Source organism: Mycolicibacterium pulveris, assembly GCF_010725725.1.
Classification (GTDB): Bacteria; Actinomycetota; Actinomycetes; order Mycobacteriales; family Mycobacteriaceae; genus Mycobacterium; species Mycobacterium pulveris.
Genome location: NZ_AP022599.1, coordinates 2,240,759 through 2,255,282, shown reverse-complemented (window position 1 = coordinate 2,255,282; position 14,524 = coordinate 2,240,759). Strand labels below are relative to the sequence as shown.

Below are 14,524 nucleotides of genomic sequence, written 5' to 3'. Positions count from 1 at the left end.
GGGTGCGCAACGTCCTGGTCGGCATCGCCTCACTCGGCGGTCTGCTGTTCGGCTATGAAACCGGGGTGGCGGCCGGCGCGTTGCAGAATGCCGAGTTCTCGTGGACGGGGACGTCCGACGGCCAGCTGCTGCTGAGCACCGCGACGCTCCTCGGCGCGTTGGTGGGTGCGCTGGCCGGCGGCCGGATCGCCGACGTGGTCGGACGGCGCGACGTGATCATGGCGACGACGGCCTTGTTCACGCTGGGTGCTTTCGTCAGCGCGATCGCGCCGTCCAGCCTGGTTCTGCTGGCCGGCCGGCTGGTCGTCGGCCTCGGGGTGGGAGCGATTTCCGTTGCGGCACCCCTGTATATCGCCGAGATCGCACCGGCACGCCGCCGAGGTTCCCTGCTGTGCGTGTTTCAGCTGATGATCACGATCGGCATCCTCGCGGCCTACGTCGGCAACGAGGTGTTCGCCGACCGGCCCGATGGCTGGCGATACCTTCTGGCCGGCGGTGTGATTCCGGCGCTGCTGCTGAGCGGGCTGGCGTTGGTCCTGGTCGAATCGCCAGTGTGGTTGGCGCTGAAGGAAGATCGGCAGTCGGCCGTAGCGGTGCTCAAGCGGATAGATGCGGACAGTTCCACCGAGGAGGTCGAAGCGATCGCCCGCACGCCGCGCGAAGATCGCGGCGACGACCTGGCCGAGGTGTTCTCGCTCGCGGGTCGCGGTGCTGTGCTCCTCGCGATCGGGCTGTTCTTCGTTCAGCAGTTCGTCGGCATCAACGCGATGATCTACTACTCGACGTCGAGTCTGGCCGTGCTGTACGAATCGCTGCACTTCGGCGGGCAGGACTGGGCGGGCCTGTCGCTGGCGGCGCTCGGAGTGCTCGCGGCGCTCGTCGCCGTCGCGCTGATCGATCGCGTCGGCCGCCGCCCCCTGCTGCTCCTCAGCCTCACCGGAGTGGCGGTAGGGCTGGCCACGATGGCGGTCGGAGCGGGCCTCAACGCGAGCTTCACCCACGCCTACGTCGTCTCTGCCGCGGGCCTGTACCTGTTCGTGGCCTCCTTCGGCGTCGGGCTTGGCCCGATTCCCTGGGTCGCGGCGGCCGAGATGGTGCCCCTGCGGGTGCGGGGCCTGGCGATGAGCATCGTCGTCGGCTCACATTGGCTGTTCGACAGCCTGGCCTCGCCCGCCGGCCTGCTGTTGCGCAGGGAGTTCGGTGGGCCGCTGCTGCTGGTGCTCTTCTCCGGCGTGGCGCTGCTGGGCTGGCTGGTCTTCCGCCGGGCCATGCCGGAGACCAACGGACTCTCACTTGTGGCGATCGACCGCCACTTCACCGAGCGGGCCGCACGGATCACCGACAGCCGCCTCGTCCACTACATGGCGACCGGGGTGGCCACCATGGGTGGACTGCTCACCGGCTACAGCTTCGCGATCACCGCCGTCACGCTGGTGCTCATCGAAGAGGATTGGCGCCTCGGGCCTCTTCAGCAGGGAATCTTGGCCAGTGTGTTGGTGGCCGGCCTGGCGGCGGGCTCGTTTCTGGCTGGGCCGCTGTCAGACCGGTTCGGTCGCCGTTACGTGCTGATGTCCATGGCGGCACTGTTTGTCACCAGCGCGTTCGGCGCGGCGCTCGCCCCGTCGTTCGGGTGGTTGGTGATCGCCCGGACCGCCGCGGGTATCGCGATCGGCATCACCTCGCCGACCGCCGGACTCTACGTGGCCGAAGTGGCGCCGGCGGCGATCCGCGGCCGGTTGCTGTCTTTCGAAGCCGTGGCCTACGGGCTCGGCGCCATCCTGGCCTACTGCGTCGGCTTGGGGCTGGAGGATCAGCCCGCGGGGTGGCGCACCATGTTCGGATTTCTTGCGGTGCCCAGCGCCATCTATGGGGTGGCGCTGCTGACGTTGCCCGAGTCGCCGCGCTGGCTGGCGGCCGCCGGGCAACTCAGCGCCGCGCGACGCTCGCTTGTGCGGCTGTATGGTCCGGCCGCCGATGCCGAGTTGGCGGCCATCACCGATCTGAAACGCGTCCGGGACGCGGAAAGCAAATCCGCGCCCGGCGGTCGTGTGCGCCTGTGGCAGCCGACCTATCGGCCGGCCATCCTGGTGGGGCTGGCCGTGATGTTCCTGATCGTGTTCTCCGGTTGGGACATGGTGCTGTTCTATGCGCCGACGATTCTCAAGGAGATCGGGCTCAACGACACCACGGTGTCTTTCGCGGCGACACTCGGCCTGGGTGTCGTGTTCCTCGTCATGACCGTCATCTCCCTCACCATCATCGACCGGGTCGGGCGTAAACCGATGGTCGTCGTCGGCTTGTTCGTGATGGCCGCATGCCTGCTTGTCATGGCGGGGCTGACCACGTTCACGTCCGGCGTTGCGCAGTGGGGCCAGGTCGCGAGCCTGGCGGTGTTCGTGGGTGCTTTCGCGCTGACGCTCGGTGTGGTGGGTGAAATCGTGATCTCCGAGCTCTACCCGCAGGCGATCCGCGGGCCGGCGGCCAGCCTGTCGCACGGCATGCGAAGCGTTTTCGCGATCGTCTTCACGCTGACGTTCCCGCTGCTGCTTGACTTCCCAGGTCTCACCGTGACACTGGTCGCGTATGCGGCGATCAGCATCGTCGGTGCGCTGTATCTCATGCGTGCGCTTCCCGAAACCAAGGGCCGCAGCTTGGAAGAGATCGGCGCGTATTGGGAGAGCCGGCGCAGCGCGGTCACACCCGTCGAGGTGCCGATGTCGTGAACGGCCTCGACACGGTGTTCGAAAGTCGCATCGCGGATATCGCGCGTGACTCCGACGCGATCGACTGTCTGGTCATCGGCAGCGGAACCTCCGGCGTGACGACGGCTCTTGGCTTGGCAGAGCGTGGATTACGGGTGGTGATTCTGGAGGCCGGCCCCCTGAAGCTGATCTCGCACATCGGCAACGCGTCGCTGGCCGACAGCACCGGCCTGGCGACCAAGCTCAGCGACTCGACGACCGTCCCGACGACCTGGGTCAGCGCCGGGGGGCACGCGGAGCCGATCCCTGCCTGGCTTGTGGTCGGTGGGCGCACCCTGTTCTGGACCGGTACGGCGCCGCGCTACAAGCCGTGGGACTTCGACGACTGGCCGATCGACGCCGCGGACATGTCGCACTATTACGACCGGGCCGAATCGCTGATGAAGGTGAGCGGCAATGAGCGTCGACCGCCGTTTTATCAATCCGCCGGGCAGCGCACCGCGATCGAGCAGCTGACCGCGGCCGGATTGCCCGCACGTCCGACACCCGTGGGGATCGACACCGGTTCGGACCGTCGCCCGGGTGCCGGGTTCGACAGCGCCGCGGCGCGCCTGTTGACCAGCCCGCATCTGGGCGACTTCGCCTCCGGCGCACCGGTTTCGCTGGCCGCTCAGACAATTGCGGTGCGGATGTCGTTCGATGGCGAGCGCATCGACGGGGTCGAGGTGCTCGATCGACGCAGCGGCGAGCACCTGACGCTGCGGCCACGCCACGTGGTCCTCGCAGGTGGGGCGGTGCAATCGGCACGGCTTGCGCTGACCTCCGGCCTTGACGCGGTGAGCCCACTGGTCGGCCGGTATCTCAACGACCACCTGTTCGTGCAGAGCACCGCGGAGTTACCCGCGGCCCGCACGGACGCCAACATGAACGTGATGGTCGACGCCACCCGTGAGCGGGCGTTTCACCTACAGATCCAGGGCCCCTTCGAGGGCACCTGGTATCACCAGAGCAATTCGACGATGTGGGTGAACTGCAGCCCCGCAGGTACCCACATGATGCTGGCGGCTTTCGGTGTCGGGACTGTCGAGAAAGACAACCGCGTGGTACTCACCGACCGCGGCGACTCCCGGTACGGCGGCATCCTGAACTGCCGGGTCCTGTACACGCGCAGCGAACAGGACGAAAAGCGGTTGGCCGCCATGGAACACGCCTTGGGGCAGGCCGCGATCGCGCTCGGGGCGACACCGGGCAGGACCCAGGTCAATCCGCCCGGCGGTGCCCTGCACGAAATCGGCGGTCTCCGGATGGGTGAGGATGCCGAATCCGGTGTCACGGATTGCCGCGGCCGGTTCTGGCGCGTCGAAAACCTCTCCGCGGCCGACGCAAGCCCGTTTCCCTCGCAGGGCTCGGCGAACCCCTACTTGACGATCACCGCATGGTCTTTGCGTCATGCGGACGGGGTGGCCGAGTCACTCGGGCACCAATGCTGAACCCAGACAGCGGTATGCGCACAACGGAGAGCACATGACATCGACCACCACCGCCCATGACGAGGCGAGCGCCCTCGCGATCGACGGCGGCCCACCAGTACGGTCGCGGCCGCTGCCGTGGGAGTTTCCCGGCGGAAACCGCATCGGTACCGAAGAGCTTGAGCTGATCAATCGAGTAGTCAAGGCACAGAGCCCGTTTCGCTTCTACGGTCCAGACCTGCAGCACATGGTCGACACCTTCGAACGGGAATGGTGCGAGAAGTTCGGTCACCGACATGCACTCGGCGTCTCTTCGGGCACCGCCGCGTTGTCCATCGTGATGGGCGCGCTCGGTGTCGGCCCCGGCGATGAAGTCTTGGTGCCGGGGCTGTTGTGGGTCAGCTGCATTTCGGCGGTGGTCCGCGCCGGGGCGATTCCGCGTCTTGTCGACATAGACGAAACCTTCTGCATAAACCCGGACGATCTGGAACGCAAGATCGGCCCGCGGACCCGAGCGGTGCTGTGCGTGCACATCAGCGGCGCACCAGGCGATCTGACCAGGATCTCCGGGATTTGTCGGTCCCGCGGTGTGGCGTTGATCGAGGATTGCGCTCAGGCCGCCGGAGCCAGCCAATATGGCCGAGCCGTTGGAACGTTCGGCGACATCGGCATTTTCAGCATGCAACTCAACAAGACCATCACGTCGGGGGAGGGGGGTGTCGTCGTCACACAGCGTGACGATCTGTTCCGGCGTGCGGTCGCCATGCACGATCTCGGCTACGCCCGAGACGACGACGGCCGAATCGACACGTCCGATGAGAGCTGTCAACTGTGGGGCATCGGAGCGCGGATGTCGGAGCTGGCGGGTGCGCTGGGGTTGGCGCAGCTGCGCAAGATCCCCGACATCGTGTCGTCGATGCGGGACGCGAAATGGCGTATCCGCCGCGCCTTGGAAGGGACCGACGGCCTTGAGTTCCGCGACATCATCGACCCGTCGGGTGACTCTGGGCTCGTCCTGATCTTCACTCTTCCCGACGAGCCGACGTGTCGGCGCTTCATCGATGCCCTTCGGGCCGAGGGGATCTCAGGGCCGTCAGGAAGCCTTGCCGTCGTGACGATGCAGGAGTGGGGCCTGCACTGGTATTGCAACATCCCCAGCCTGGTTCACAAGCGGTCCAACAGCCGCGACGGCGCACCGTGGACTCATCCGGCCAACGCTTTTGCCGCTGACTACGAGTACGCCGCCGGCGCGCTGCCGGGCTGCGACGACCTGCGGTCGCGCGGTGCGCTGCTCTCGATCGGTTCGACCTACGCCGAAGCCGACATCGACGACATTGTCGCGGCGTTCCGGAAAGTGGCGCGAGAACTGTTGTGAGATTTGCCGAGCAAACGTGCCTCGGCGTGCGAATTCTTTGCGTCATGACGAGCGAGAAGGTGCGCGTGGTGGTGGGCGATGACCACCCGATGTTTCGCGACGGCGTCGTCCGCGCGCTCGTATCAAGTGGCTCGATCGAAGTCGTGGCCGAAGCCGACGACGGCGCGATGGCACTCGCGGCCATCCGCGCGCACCAGCCGCAAGTCGCCCTGTTGGACTACCGGATGCCGAATATGGACGGCGCCGAGGTCGCCGCCGCGGTGCTACGCGACCAGCTGCCCACCCGGGTGCTGCTGGTGTCGGCACACGACGAGTCGGCGATCGTCTACCAGGCGCTGCAGAACGGGGCGGCCGGCTTCTTGCCCAAGGAGTCCACGCGGTCGGAGCTGGTGCAGGCCGTCCTCGACTGCGCCAACGGGCGCGACGTGGTGGCGCCCAGCCTGGCCGCCGGGCTGGCAGGCGAGATCCGCAGGCGCGCCGACAACGACGGCCCGGTGCTGAGCCCCCGCGAACGCGATGTGCTCAGGCTCATCGCCGCCGGCAGCAGCATTCCCGCCATGGCCAAGGAGCTGTTCTTGGCGCCGTCGACGGTGAAGACCCACGTGCAGCGGCTCTACGACAAGCTCGGCGTGAACGACCGGGCCGCCGCTGTGGCGGAGGCGATGCGACGCAAGTTGTTGGACTGACGTGCGACGGCTGCTGGACCGCGGCGCGGACTTCTTCACGGCGGAGCCGGTCCGTGTCACCGCCGTGCTGCGCCTGCCGCTGATCGGGCTGATCGCACTGCTGGTGTGGCTCTGGGAAGTCGACCACTGGCTGCCCGGTGTCTACCTGGTGGTGCTCGGGATCTACGCAGGCGCCGCGCTGGTGTGGCTGGGGGTGGTGCTGAGCGGGCCGGTACCGCGCTGGGCGGGGTGGTCGTCGACGGCGGTGGACGTTCTGGTGGTCGTGGTGTTGTGCCTGGTGTCCGGCGGCGCCACGGCGGCGTTGTTGCCGGTGTTCTTCGTGCTGCCGATCGTCGTGGCGTTCCAGGACCGCCCGATGCTGACCGCGGTGTTGGGGACCAGCACGGCGCTGGGATATCTGGCCGCGTGGATCGTCTACTCCAAGCGCGACGACACCGTCGGCCTGCCCGAAATCGTCTACCTCCACGTCGGGTTCCTGCTCTGGTCCGCGGTCGCCGCCGCCGGGCTGTGTCTGGTGCTGGTGCGTAGGCAGGCGCGGGTCAACAAGTTGCAGGAGACGCGCCGCCAACTGATCTCGGAAGCGATGCACGCCGACGAGCGGCACAACCGCGAAGTCGCCGAGCATCTGCACGACGGGCCGCTGCAGACGCTGCTGGCGGCGCGGCTGGATCTCGACGTGGCCAGGGAACGCCTCGACGACGCGGCGCTGGACTCGGTGCACGCCGCGCTGCAGCAGACGGCGACGGAGTTGCGCCTCACCGTGACCCAGCTGCATCCGCAGGTGCTGGCCCAGCTGGGGTTGACGCCGGCGGTGCGAGAACTGGTGCGGCAGTTCGAGACTCGCGGCCCTTACACCGTGCAGGCCGATCTCGAGGATGTCGGCAAGCCGGAGTCCGAGCAGCTGTTGTACCGGGCCGCCCGCGAACTGCTGGCCAACGTGCACAAGCACGCCGGCGCGAAGACGGTGCGGGTCGGGCTGTCGCGTCGAGGCGACCGGATCGTGCTGACCGTTGCCGACGACGGCAAGGGGTTCGATCCCGACGTCGTGGAGAAGTACGTGGCCGACGGGCATATCGGCATCGGCTCGCTGCTGGCCCGCTTCGACGCGATGGGCGGGTCGATGCGGATCACCTCGTCGCCGGGTGGCGGAACGCGAGTGACGGCCACCTCGCCGCCGGAGCCGACCCTCTCTTCCGGCGAGCAGACGTGAACACCCCCTTTTCGAGCCGGGTTTGGGGGTATTGGCGTCTGTTCGCGCGCTAGGAGGTGAGCCCGCGCGCGATGACCAGACGCTGAATCTGGTTGGTGCCCTCGAAGATCTGGGTGATCTTGGCCTCGCGCATGTAGCGCTCCACCCGGAAGTCGCGCGTGTAGCCGACGCCGCCGAACACTTGCACCGCGTCGGTGGTCACCTTCATCGCGGCGTCGGTGGCGACCAGCTTCGCGACGCTGGCCTGCTGGGAGTAGGGCTGGTTGAGATCGCGACGCCGCGCGGCATCCAGGTAGGTGGCGCGGGCGCTGGCCACTGCGGCAGCCATGTCGGCAAGCAGGAACCCCAGGCCCTGGTGGTCGATGATCTTGCGGCCGAACGTGGTTCGCTCGTTCGCGTACTTCACGGCTTCGTCGAGGGCGGCCTGCGCCAACCCCGTCGCGACGGCGGCGATGCCCAGCCGCCCGGAATCCAGTGCCGAGAACGCGATCTGCAGGCCCTGGCCTTCGTCACCGATGAGACGGTCGTCGTCGATGCGGGCGTTGTCGTAGAACGCCGACGTCGTCGGGACCGCGTGCAGGCCCATCTTCTCCTCGGGCTTGCCGAAGCTCAGCCCCGGCAGGTCACCGGGCACCAGAAAACATGAGATCCCGCGCGAGCCGTCGCCGGTGCGGGCGAACAGCGTGTAGAAGTCGGCCCGCCCACCGTGGGTGATCCACGATTTGGCCCCGTTGAGGATGTATCCGCCGTCGGTCCTGGTGGCCGCGCACCGCAACGCCGCGGCGTCCGACCCGGCCTGGGGCTCCGAGAGGCTGTAGGCGCCGATCTGCTCCCCCGACAACATCTGCGGCAGCCACCGCTGCTTCTGCTCCTCGGTACCGAACACCAACAACGGATGCGACGAGAGGCTGTGCACGCTCACCGCGACCGCCACCGCCGCCCACCGCGCCGCGATCTCCTCGAGCACCTGCAGGTAGACCTCGTAGGGCTGGCCGCCGCCGCCCCACTCCTCGGGCTGCGGCAGGCTCAGCAACCCGGCCTCGCCCAGTTGGGCGAACACCCCTTCGGGGTAGGTCTCCGCCTTCTCGTGCTCGTCGACGATCGGGTCGAGCACCTTGTCGGCGATGTCGCGGGTCAGCGCGATCAGGTCGTGCGCTTCTTCGGTGGGTAACAGTCTGTCGACCGGCATGGCTACCGACCCTAGTGACCGGCGTGGACCGCTTCGGAGAGCGCGGCGTTGATGGCGTCGACTCGGTCCCTGGCGTCGCCGAACAGCATCTGGGTGTTCTCCCGGAAGAACAGCGGGTTCTGCACGCCGGCGTAGCCCGACGCCATGGACCGCTTGAAAACGACGACGTTGTCGGCCTGCCACACCTTCAGCACCGGCATGCCCGCGATCGGGCTGCCCGGGTCCTCGGACGCGGCCGGGTTGACGGTGTCGTTGGCGCCGATCACCAAAACCACTGAGGTGCCGTCGAAGTCGTCGTTGATCTCATCCATCTCGAGCACGATGTCGTAAGGCACCTTGGCCTCGGCCAGCAGCACGTTCATGTGCCCGGGCAGGCGTCCCGCCACCGGGTGGATGCCGAAGCGGACGTCGACGCCGCGGTCACGCAGCCGGCGGGTCAGGTCTGCCACCCCGTACTGGGCTTGGGCCACGGCCATCCCGTAGCCGGGCGTGATGATCACCGAGTCGGCCGAGGCCAGCAGTTCGGCGGCGCCCTCGGCGGTGATCTCGCGGTGCTCGCCGTAGTCGGTGTCGTCGGCAGGTCCGGCCTCGATCCCGAAGCCACCCGCGATGACGGAGATGAACGACCGGTTCATCGCCTTGCACATGATGTAGGACAGGTAGGCACCCGAAGAGCCGACCAGCGCGCCGGTGACGATGAGCAGGTCGTTGCCCAGCAGGAAGCCGGCGGCGGCCGCGGCCCATCCCGAATAGCTGTTGAGCATCGACACCACCACCGGCATGTCGCCGCCGCCGATCGAGGCGACCAGGTGCCAGCCCAGCAGCAGCGCCAGCACGGTGACCACCGCGAGCACCCACAGCTGCGGGTCGATGACGAACCAGACGGTGAGCGCGACGAACACCACGAGCGCGCCGACGTTGAGGACGTTCTTGCCGGGCAGCATCAGTGGGGCGGACTTCATCCGGGCCGACAGTTTCAGGTTGGCCACGATCGAACCGGTGAATGTGACGGCGCCGATGAACACGCCGATGACGACCTCGGCGGAGTGGATGCCGAGCATTCCCTCCCGAGCCAACTGGACGGCTTCGGCCCCGGCAGGGTCGCCCTCGACGTGCAGGTAGCCGTTCCAGCCGACCAGCACGGCGGCCAGACCGACGAACGAGTGCAGCAACGCGATCAACTCGGGCATGCCGGTCATCTCGACGACCCGCGCGCGCCACAACCCGATCACCGCGCCGATGGCCATGGCCACCACCAGCAGACCCAGGCCCAGCGGTTCGATCTGCTGGTTCACGGCCAGCGCGATGGTCGCGATCAGCGCGATCGCCATGCCGACGATGCCGAAACTGATTCCGGCGCGGGACGTCTCGTGCTTGGACAGCCCGGCCAAAGAGAGCACGAAGAGCAGCGCCGCGACGACGTAGGCCGCGGTGGCGGTGGTCTCGAGATCGAACATGGGCTAGCTCCTCGTGAACATGGACAGCATGCGGCGGGTCACCGCGAAACCGCCGAAGATGTTGATGCTGGCGATCAGGATCGCGACGAAGGCCAGCGTGGTGATCACGACATCGCCGTGGCCGATCTGCAACAGCGCGCCGACGACGATGATGCCGGAGATGGCGTTGGTCACCGACATCAGCGGCGTGTGCAGGGCGTGGTGCACGTTGCCGATCACGTAGTAGCCGATCACGATCGCCAGCGCGAAGACGGTCAGGTGCACCTGCAGCGCCGCCGGGGACAGGGCGATCAGCGCGAAGACCGCCGCGGCCGCCGCGAACGTCAGGCCGAGCCGGCGAGCGTTCGACATCGGCTCCTTGGCCGGTGCGGCCTCGACCGCCGCGGCGGGGGCCGCCGCAGGCGCCGCCGACACCTGCACCGGTGGGGGCGGCCAGGTGACCTCGCCGTCGCGCACCACGGTCATCGAGCGTTGGACGACGTCGTCCCAGTCCAGGGCCACCTGCCCGTCCTTCTCCGGCGTGAGCAGCTTGAGCAGGTTGACCAGGTTGGTGCCGTACAGCTGGGAGGCGGTGGCGGGCAGCCGGCCGGCCAAGTCGGTGTAGCCGATGATCGTCACGTTGTTGTCGGTGACGACGGCCTGGTCCTTGACCGTGCCCTCGACGTTGCCGCCGTTGGCCGCGGCCATGTCGACGATCACGCTGCCCGGCTTCATCGCGGCCACCATGTCGGCGGTGATGATGCGGGGCGCGGGCTTACCGGGGATCAGCGCGGTGGTGATGAGGATGTCGATGTCGGGTACCAACTCGGCGTAGAGCGCGGCCTCGCGGGCCTTGTAGTCATCGCCCATCTCCTTGGCGTAACCGGTCGCCGAGATTTCGGCCTCCGCCGATTCGATCGACACGTACTCCCCGCCCAGCGAGCGGACCTGGTCGGCGACCTCGGGTCGCGGGTCGGTGGCCTTCACGACCGCGCCGAGGCTGCCTGCCGCGCCGATGGCGGCCAACCCGGCCACGCCCGCGCCGACGATGAGCACCTTGGCCGGCGGTACTTTGCCCGCCGCGGTCACCTGTCCGGTGAAGAACCGTCCGAAGCTGTGCGCCGCCTCGACGACCGCGCGGTATCCCGCGATGTTCGCCATCGACGACAACACGTCCAGCGACTGCGCCCGCGAAATGCGGGGCACGGCGTCCATCGCCAGCACCGTGATGCGGCGTGCGGACAGCTTCTCCAGCAGGTCCGGCTGCAGTGCCGGAGAGATCAGGCTGACCAGCGTCGCGCCGTCCTTCAAGGCCGCGATTTCGGCGTCCGTGGGTGCGTTGACCTTGAGGACGACGTCGGCTCGCAGGGCCTCTTCGTGGTCACCGATCTCGGCGCCGGCGTCGATGTAGGCGGCATCGGCGAAGCTGGAGGCAGCACCGGCACCGGACTCGACGACGACGGAATAGCCCAGCTTGAGGAGCTGTCCGACGGTATGCGGCGTCGCGGCGACGCGCGTCTCACCGTCATGCGATTCGCGCGGTATCCCGATGATCATCCGGAAAGTGTGCCATCTATCTCTGGGCGACCTACGCACCCCTCCAGCGCTGCCGGTTCGCCCCAGCCGAGTGCGCACTCACTCCGGCGCCGAGATCGACGTTTCGGCGCGATCTAGTCGCACTTTCCCGCCCGTTTGTCCCTTTGGGCGTACTTACGGCGTACTAGACCGGGGGGTAGGCCGGGGGTGGGTAGACGCCGCGGAGAATCCAGGCGAACCAGTTGATTCCGTACTCCAGCTCGTCGCTCGCGTCATAGTCCGGGTTCGGATCCACGTCATCACCTCTCGAGTACGGCCGGCTGTGGCCAAAGTCTAGACCCGTCATCTGCGTCGGCGATAGCCCTGGCCGCATAAACTAGCCAACCAGTTGATTGACGCCCCGAACGCCTTCCGGGCCTGCATATAGTGAGTCGCCATGTCCATTACGTCCGCCGATAGCGGCAACGGGAAGTCCCGCCGCGAAGAACTGCTGGCCGTCGCCACCAAGCTGTTCGCCGCCCGCGGTTACCACGGCACCCGGATGGACGACATCGCCGACGCGGTCGGGCTCAACAAGGCGACGGTGTATCACTACTACGCCAGCAAGTCACTGATCCTCTACGACATCTACAAGGGCGCCGCCGACTTCACCGTCGACGCCGTGCACGACGACCCGACGGCATCGGCGCGCGAGACGATCTATCACTTCACCCACCGGCTGCTGGTCGGCATCGCCGGCAACATCGAACGCGCCGCGGTGTACTTCCAGGAGGGGCCCTACATCACCGAGTGGTTCACCGAGGACCAGGTGGCCTACATCCGGCAGGCCGAGGCGCAGGTGTATGAACACATCCGCGACGTGATCGACCGCGGCATCGCAAGCGGCGAGTTCTACGACTGCGACTCGCATGTGCTGGCACTCGGCTACATCGGGATGACGCTCGGGGCGTACCGCTGGCTGCGGCCGCAGGGCCGACGCACCGCCCAGGAGATCGCCGTCGAATTCAGCACGGCGCTGCTGCGCGGCCTGATCCGCGACGAGACCGTGCGCGTGGAGTCCCCCTTGGGGATCGAGTTACCGAGCACCGAGAACGCCGGGCAGGTCTGACCATGAACTCGAACCTGTTGTCCCGCCGCGACCTCGACTTCCTGTTGTTCGAATGGCTGCGCGTGGACGAACTCACCGAGCGTGCGCGGTTCGCCGAGCACTCCCGCGAGACGCTGAAGGGCGCGCTGGAGCTGTGCGAGCAGTTGGCCGCCAGGTACTTCGCGAACCACAACAAGAAGAGCGACGCCGACGAGCCCAGCTTCGACGGCGAGAAGGTCACCGTCATCGACGAGGTCAAGCAGGCCTGGGACGCGTTCGCCGACGCCGATCTGCTCGGGATGTCGATGGACAACGAGCTCGGCGGCGCGCAGCTGCCCTTCACCGTGGCCGAGGCGTGCTTCGCGTGGTTCGCCGCCGCCAACATCGCCACCACCGGCTACCTCATGCTCACCATCGCCAACGCCAACCTGCTGAGCCGGTTCGGCACCGCCGAGCAGCTCGACAACTTCTTCAAACCCATGCTGGCAGGCCGGTTCTCGGGCACGATGGCGCTCTCGGAGCCGCAGGCCGGGTCCTCGCTGGCCGACATTCTCACCCGGGCGGAACCGCAGGACGACGGCACCTACCGGCTGTTCGGATCCAAGATGTGGATCTCCGGCGGCGATCACGAATTCACCGACAACATCGTGCATCTGGTGCTGGCCAAGATTCCCGGCGGCCCGCCCGGCACCAAAGGGATCTCGCTGTTCATCGTGCCCAAGTTCCTCGTCGACGCCGACGGCTCCGTCGGCGAGCGCAACGACGTGGTGCTGGCCGGGCTCAACCACAAGATGGGCCAGCGGGGCATCACCAACACGCTGCTCAACTTCGGTGAGGGCAAGTTCACCCCCGGCGGAAAGCCCGGCGCGGTGGGCTATCTGGTGGGCGAACCGCACCGCGGCATCGTCTACATGTTCACGATGATGAACGAGGCACGCCTGCTCGTCGGGATGGCCGCCGTGGCCCTTGGCTACACCGGATATCTCAAGTCGCTGCAGTACGCGCGGGAGCGCCCGCAGGGCCGCCCCCTGACGGCCGGCGATCCGACCGCGCCGCAGATCGCCATCGTCGAGCATGCCGACGTCAAGCGAATGCTGTTGGCGCAGAAGGCCTATGTGGAAGGCGGGATGGCGCTGCAGCTGTACTGCGCCAGGCTCATCGACCTGACGAACAGCGCCGAGTCCGACGAGGAGCGTGACACCAGCGCGATGTTGCTCGACCTGCTGACCCCGGTCGGCAAGAGCTGGCCCTCGCAGTGGTGCGTGGAGGCCAACAACCTGGCGATCCAGGTGCACGGCGGCTACGGCTACACCCGCGAGTACGACGTCGAGCAGCACTACCGGGACAACCGGCTCAACCCCATCCACGAGGGCACCCATGGCATCCAGAGCCTGGATCTGTTGGGCCGCAAGGTCCCTGCCCGCGGCGGCGCCGCGCTGACGGCGCTGGGCGAGGCTGTGGGCCGGTCGGTGGCCACCGCAACCGAGCACGGCGGCGAGCTCGCCGAGCAGGCGGCCGCGCTGGACGCCACCTGGCAACGGCTCGCCGCGGTCACCGCCGCGATGTTCGGCTCCGGCGACGTCGAAGCGGCGATGGCCAACAGCGTGATCTACCTCGAGGCGTTCGGTCACATCGTCGTGGCGTGGATCTGGCTGGAGCAGCTGATCGCCGCGCACGGCCGCGACGGCGACTTCTACGACGGCAAGCGCGCCGCGGGCCGCTACTTCTTCCGCTACGAGCTGCCGAAGACCGGGCCGCAACTCGACCTGCTGGAGAGCCTGGACCGCACCACCCTCGACATGCGGGAGGGCTGGTTCTAGTAGTCGATATGCTC

At 67.6% G+C, this 14,524-nt stretch carries 10 protein-coding genes and 1 pseudogene; 7 read left to right on the top strand and 4 right to left on the bottom strand.

Features of this window, described 5'->3' with window-relative positions; genetic code table 11:
* The first annotated feature begins 2 nt into the window (after positions 1-2).
* Genes G6N28_RS10825 through G6N28_RS10805 form a run of 5 tightly spaced genes read left to right on the top strand, consistent with a single transcriptional unit; the run spans position 3 to position 7,442 of the window.
* Positions 3-2,723 (top strand): sugar porter family MFS transporter, encoded by a 2,721-nt coding sequence (locus G6N28_RS10825; protein WP_163900129.1) that lies wholly within the window; start codon positions 3-5, stop codon positions 2,721-2,723.
* Positions 2,720-4,192: a GMC oxidoreductase gene (locus G6N28_RS10820; protein WP_163900127.1), complete on the top strand. Its 1,473-nt coding sequence runs from the start codon at positions 2,720-2,722 to the stop codon at positions 4,190-4,192. The genes G6N28_RS10825 and G6N28_RS10820 overlap by 4 nt, the downstream gene beginning before the upstream one ends.
* A gap of 34 nt (positions 4,193-4,226) precedes the next feature.
* Positions 4,227-5,546: a DegT/DnrJ/EryC1/StrS family aminotransferase gene (locus tag G6N28_RS10815; protein ID WP_163900125.1), complete on the top strand. Its 1,320-nt coding sequence runs from the start codon at positions 4,227-4,229 to the stop codon at positions 5,544-5,546.
* A 44-nt stretch (positions 5,547-5,590) separates the two neighbouring features.
* Positions 5,591-6,232, top strand: coding sequence for a response regulator (locus tag G6N28_RS10810; protein ID WP_163900122.1), 642 nt, complete (start codon positions 5,591-5,593; stop codon positions 6,230-6,232).
* Between the two features lies 1 nt (position 6,233).
* Positions 6,234-7,442 carry a sensor histidine kinase gene (locus tag G6N28_RS10805; protein WP_407664952.1) on the top strand — a complete coding sequence of 403 codons (1,209 nt, stop codon included), beginning with the start codon at positions 6,234-6,236 and terminating at the stop codon, positions 7,440-7,442.
* A 49-nt stretch (positions 7,443-7,491) separates the two neighbouring features.
* On the opposite strand, the gene G6N28_RS10800 is transcribed toward G6N28_RS10805, so the two are convergent.
* The 4 genes and pseudogenes from G6N28_RS10800 to G6N28_RS26825 all read right to left on the bottom strand — a co-directional run.
* Positions 7,492-8,631: an acyl-CoA dehydrogenase family protein gene (locus G6N28_RS10800; RefSeq protein ID WP_163900120.1), complete on the bottom strand. Its 1,140-nt coding sequence runs from the start codon at positions 8,629-8,631 to the stop codon at positions 7,492-7,494.
* Between the two features lie 11 nt (positions 8,632-8,642).
* The gene (gene pntB, locus G6N28_RS10795) at positions 8,643-10,088 is read right to left on the bottom strand and encodes a Re/Si-specific NAD(P)(+) transhydrogenase subunit beta (RefSeq protein WP_163900118.1); all 1,446 of its coding nucleotides are present in this window, start codon (positions 10,086-10,088) and stop codon (positions 8,643-8,645) included.
* 3 nt (positions 10,089-10,091) lie between these two features.
* Entirely contained in the window at positions 10,092-11,624 is a 1,533-nt protein-coding gene (locus tag G6N28_RS10790; RefSeq protein ID WP_163900116.1) for a Re/Si-specific NAD(P)(+) transhydrogenase subunit alpha, read from the bottom strand.
* Between the two features lie 163 nt (positions 11,625-11,787).
* Positions 11,788-11,898, bottom strand: a pseudogene (locus G6N28_RS26825) (CAP domain-containing protein); the annotation flags it as partial.
* 141 nt (positions 11,899-12,039) lie between these two features.
* Between G6N28_RS26825 and G6N28_RS10785 the strand changes: the two are divergent.
* Both G6N28_RS10785 and G6N28_RS10780 read left to right on the top strand, forming a co-directional pair.
* A complete protein-coding gene (locus tag G6N28_RS10785; RefSeq protein ID WP_179962056.1) occupies positions 12,040-12,711 on the top strand; it encodes a TetR/AcrR family transcriptional regulator in 672 nt (223 codons plus the stop codon).
* 2 nt (positions 12,712-12,713) lie between these two features.
* Entirely contained in the window at positions 12,714-14,510 is a 1,797-nt protein-coding gene (locus G6N28_RS10780; RefSeq protein WP_163900114.1) for an acyl-CoA dehydrogenase, read from the top strand.
* Positions 14,511-14,524: the final 14 nt, after the last annotated feature.

Bases quoted from the DNA above. Each gene is read 5' to 3' on its own strand.
- G6N28_RS10815 (WP_163900125.1), top strand. From the start codon at position 4,227: ATGACATCGACCACCACCGCCCATGACGAGGCGAGCGCCCTCGCGATC.
- G6N28_RS10810 (WP_163900122.1), top strand. From the start codon at position 5,591: ATGACGAGCGAGAAGGTGCGCGTGGTGGTGGGCGATGACCACCCGATG.
- G6N28_RS10800 (WP_163900120.1), bottom strand. From the start codon at position 8,631: ATGCCGGTCGACAGACTGTTACCCACCGAAGAAGCGCACGACCTGATC.
- pntB (WP_163900118.1), bottom strand. From the start codon at position 10,088: ATGTTCGATCTCGAGACCACCGCCACCGCGGCCTACGTCGTCGCGGCG.
- G6N28_RS10790 (WP_163900116.1), bottom strand. From the start codon at position 11,624: ATGATCATCGGGATACCGCGCGAATCGCATGACGGTGAGACGCGCGTC.
- G6N28_RS10785 (WP_179962056.1), top strand. From the start codon at position 12,040: ATGTCCATTACGTCCGCCGATAGCGGCAACGGGAAGTCCCGCCGCGAA.
- G6N28_RS10780 (WP_163900114.1), top strand. From the start codon at position 12,714: ATGAACTCGAACCTGTTGTCCCGCCGCGACCTCGACTTCCTGTTGTTC.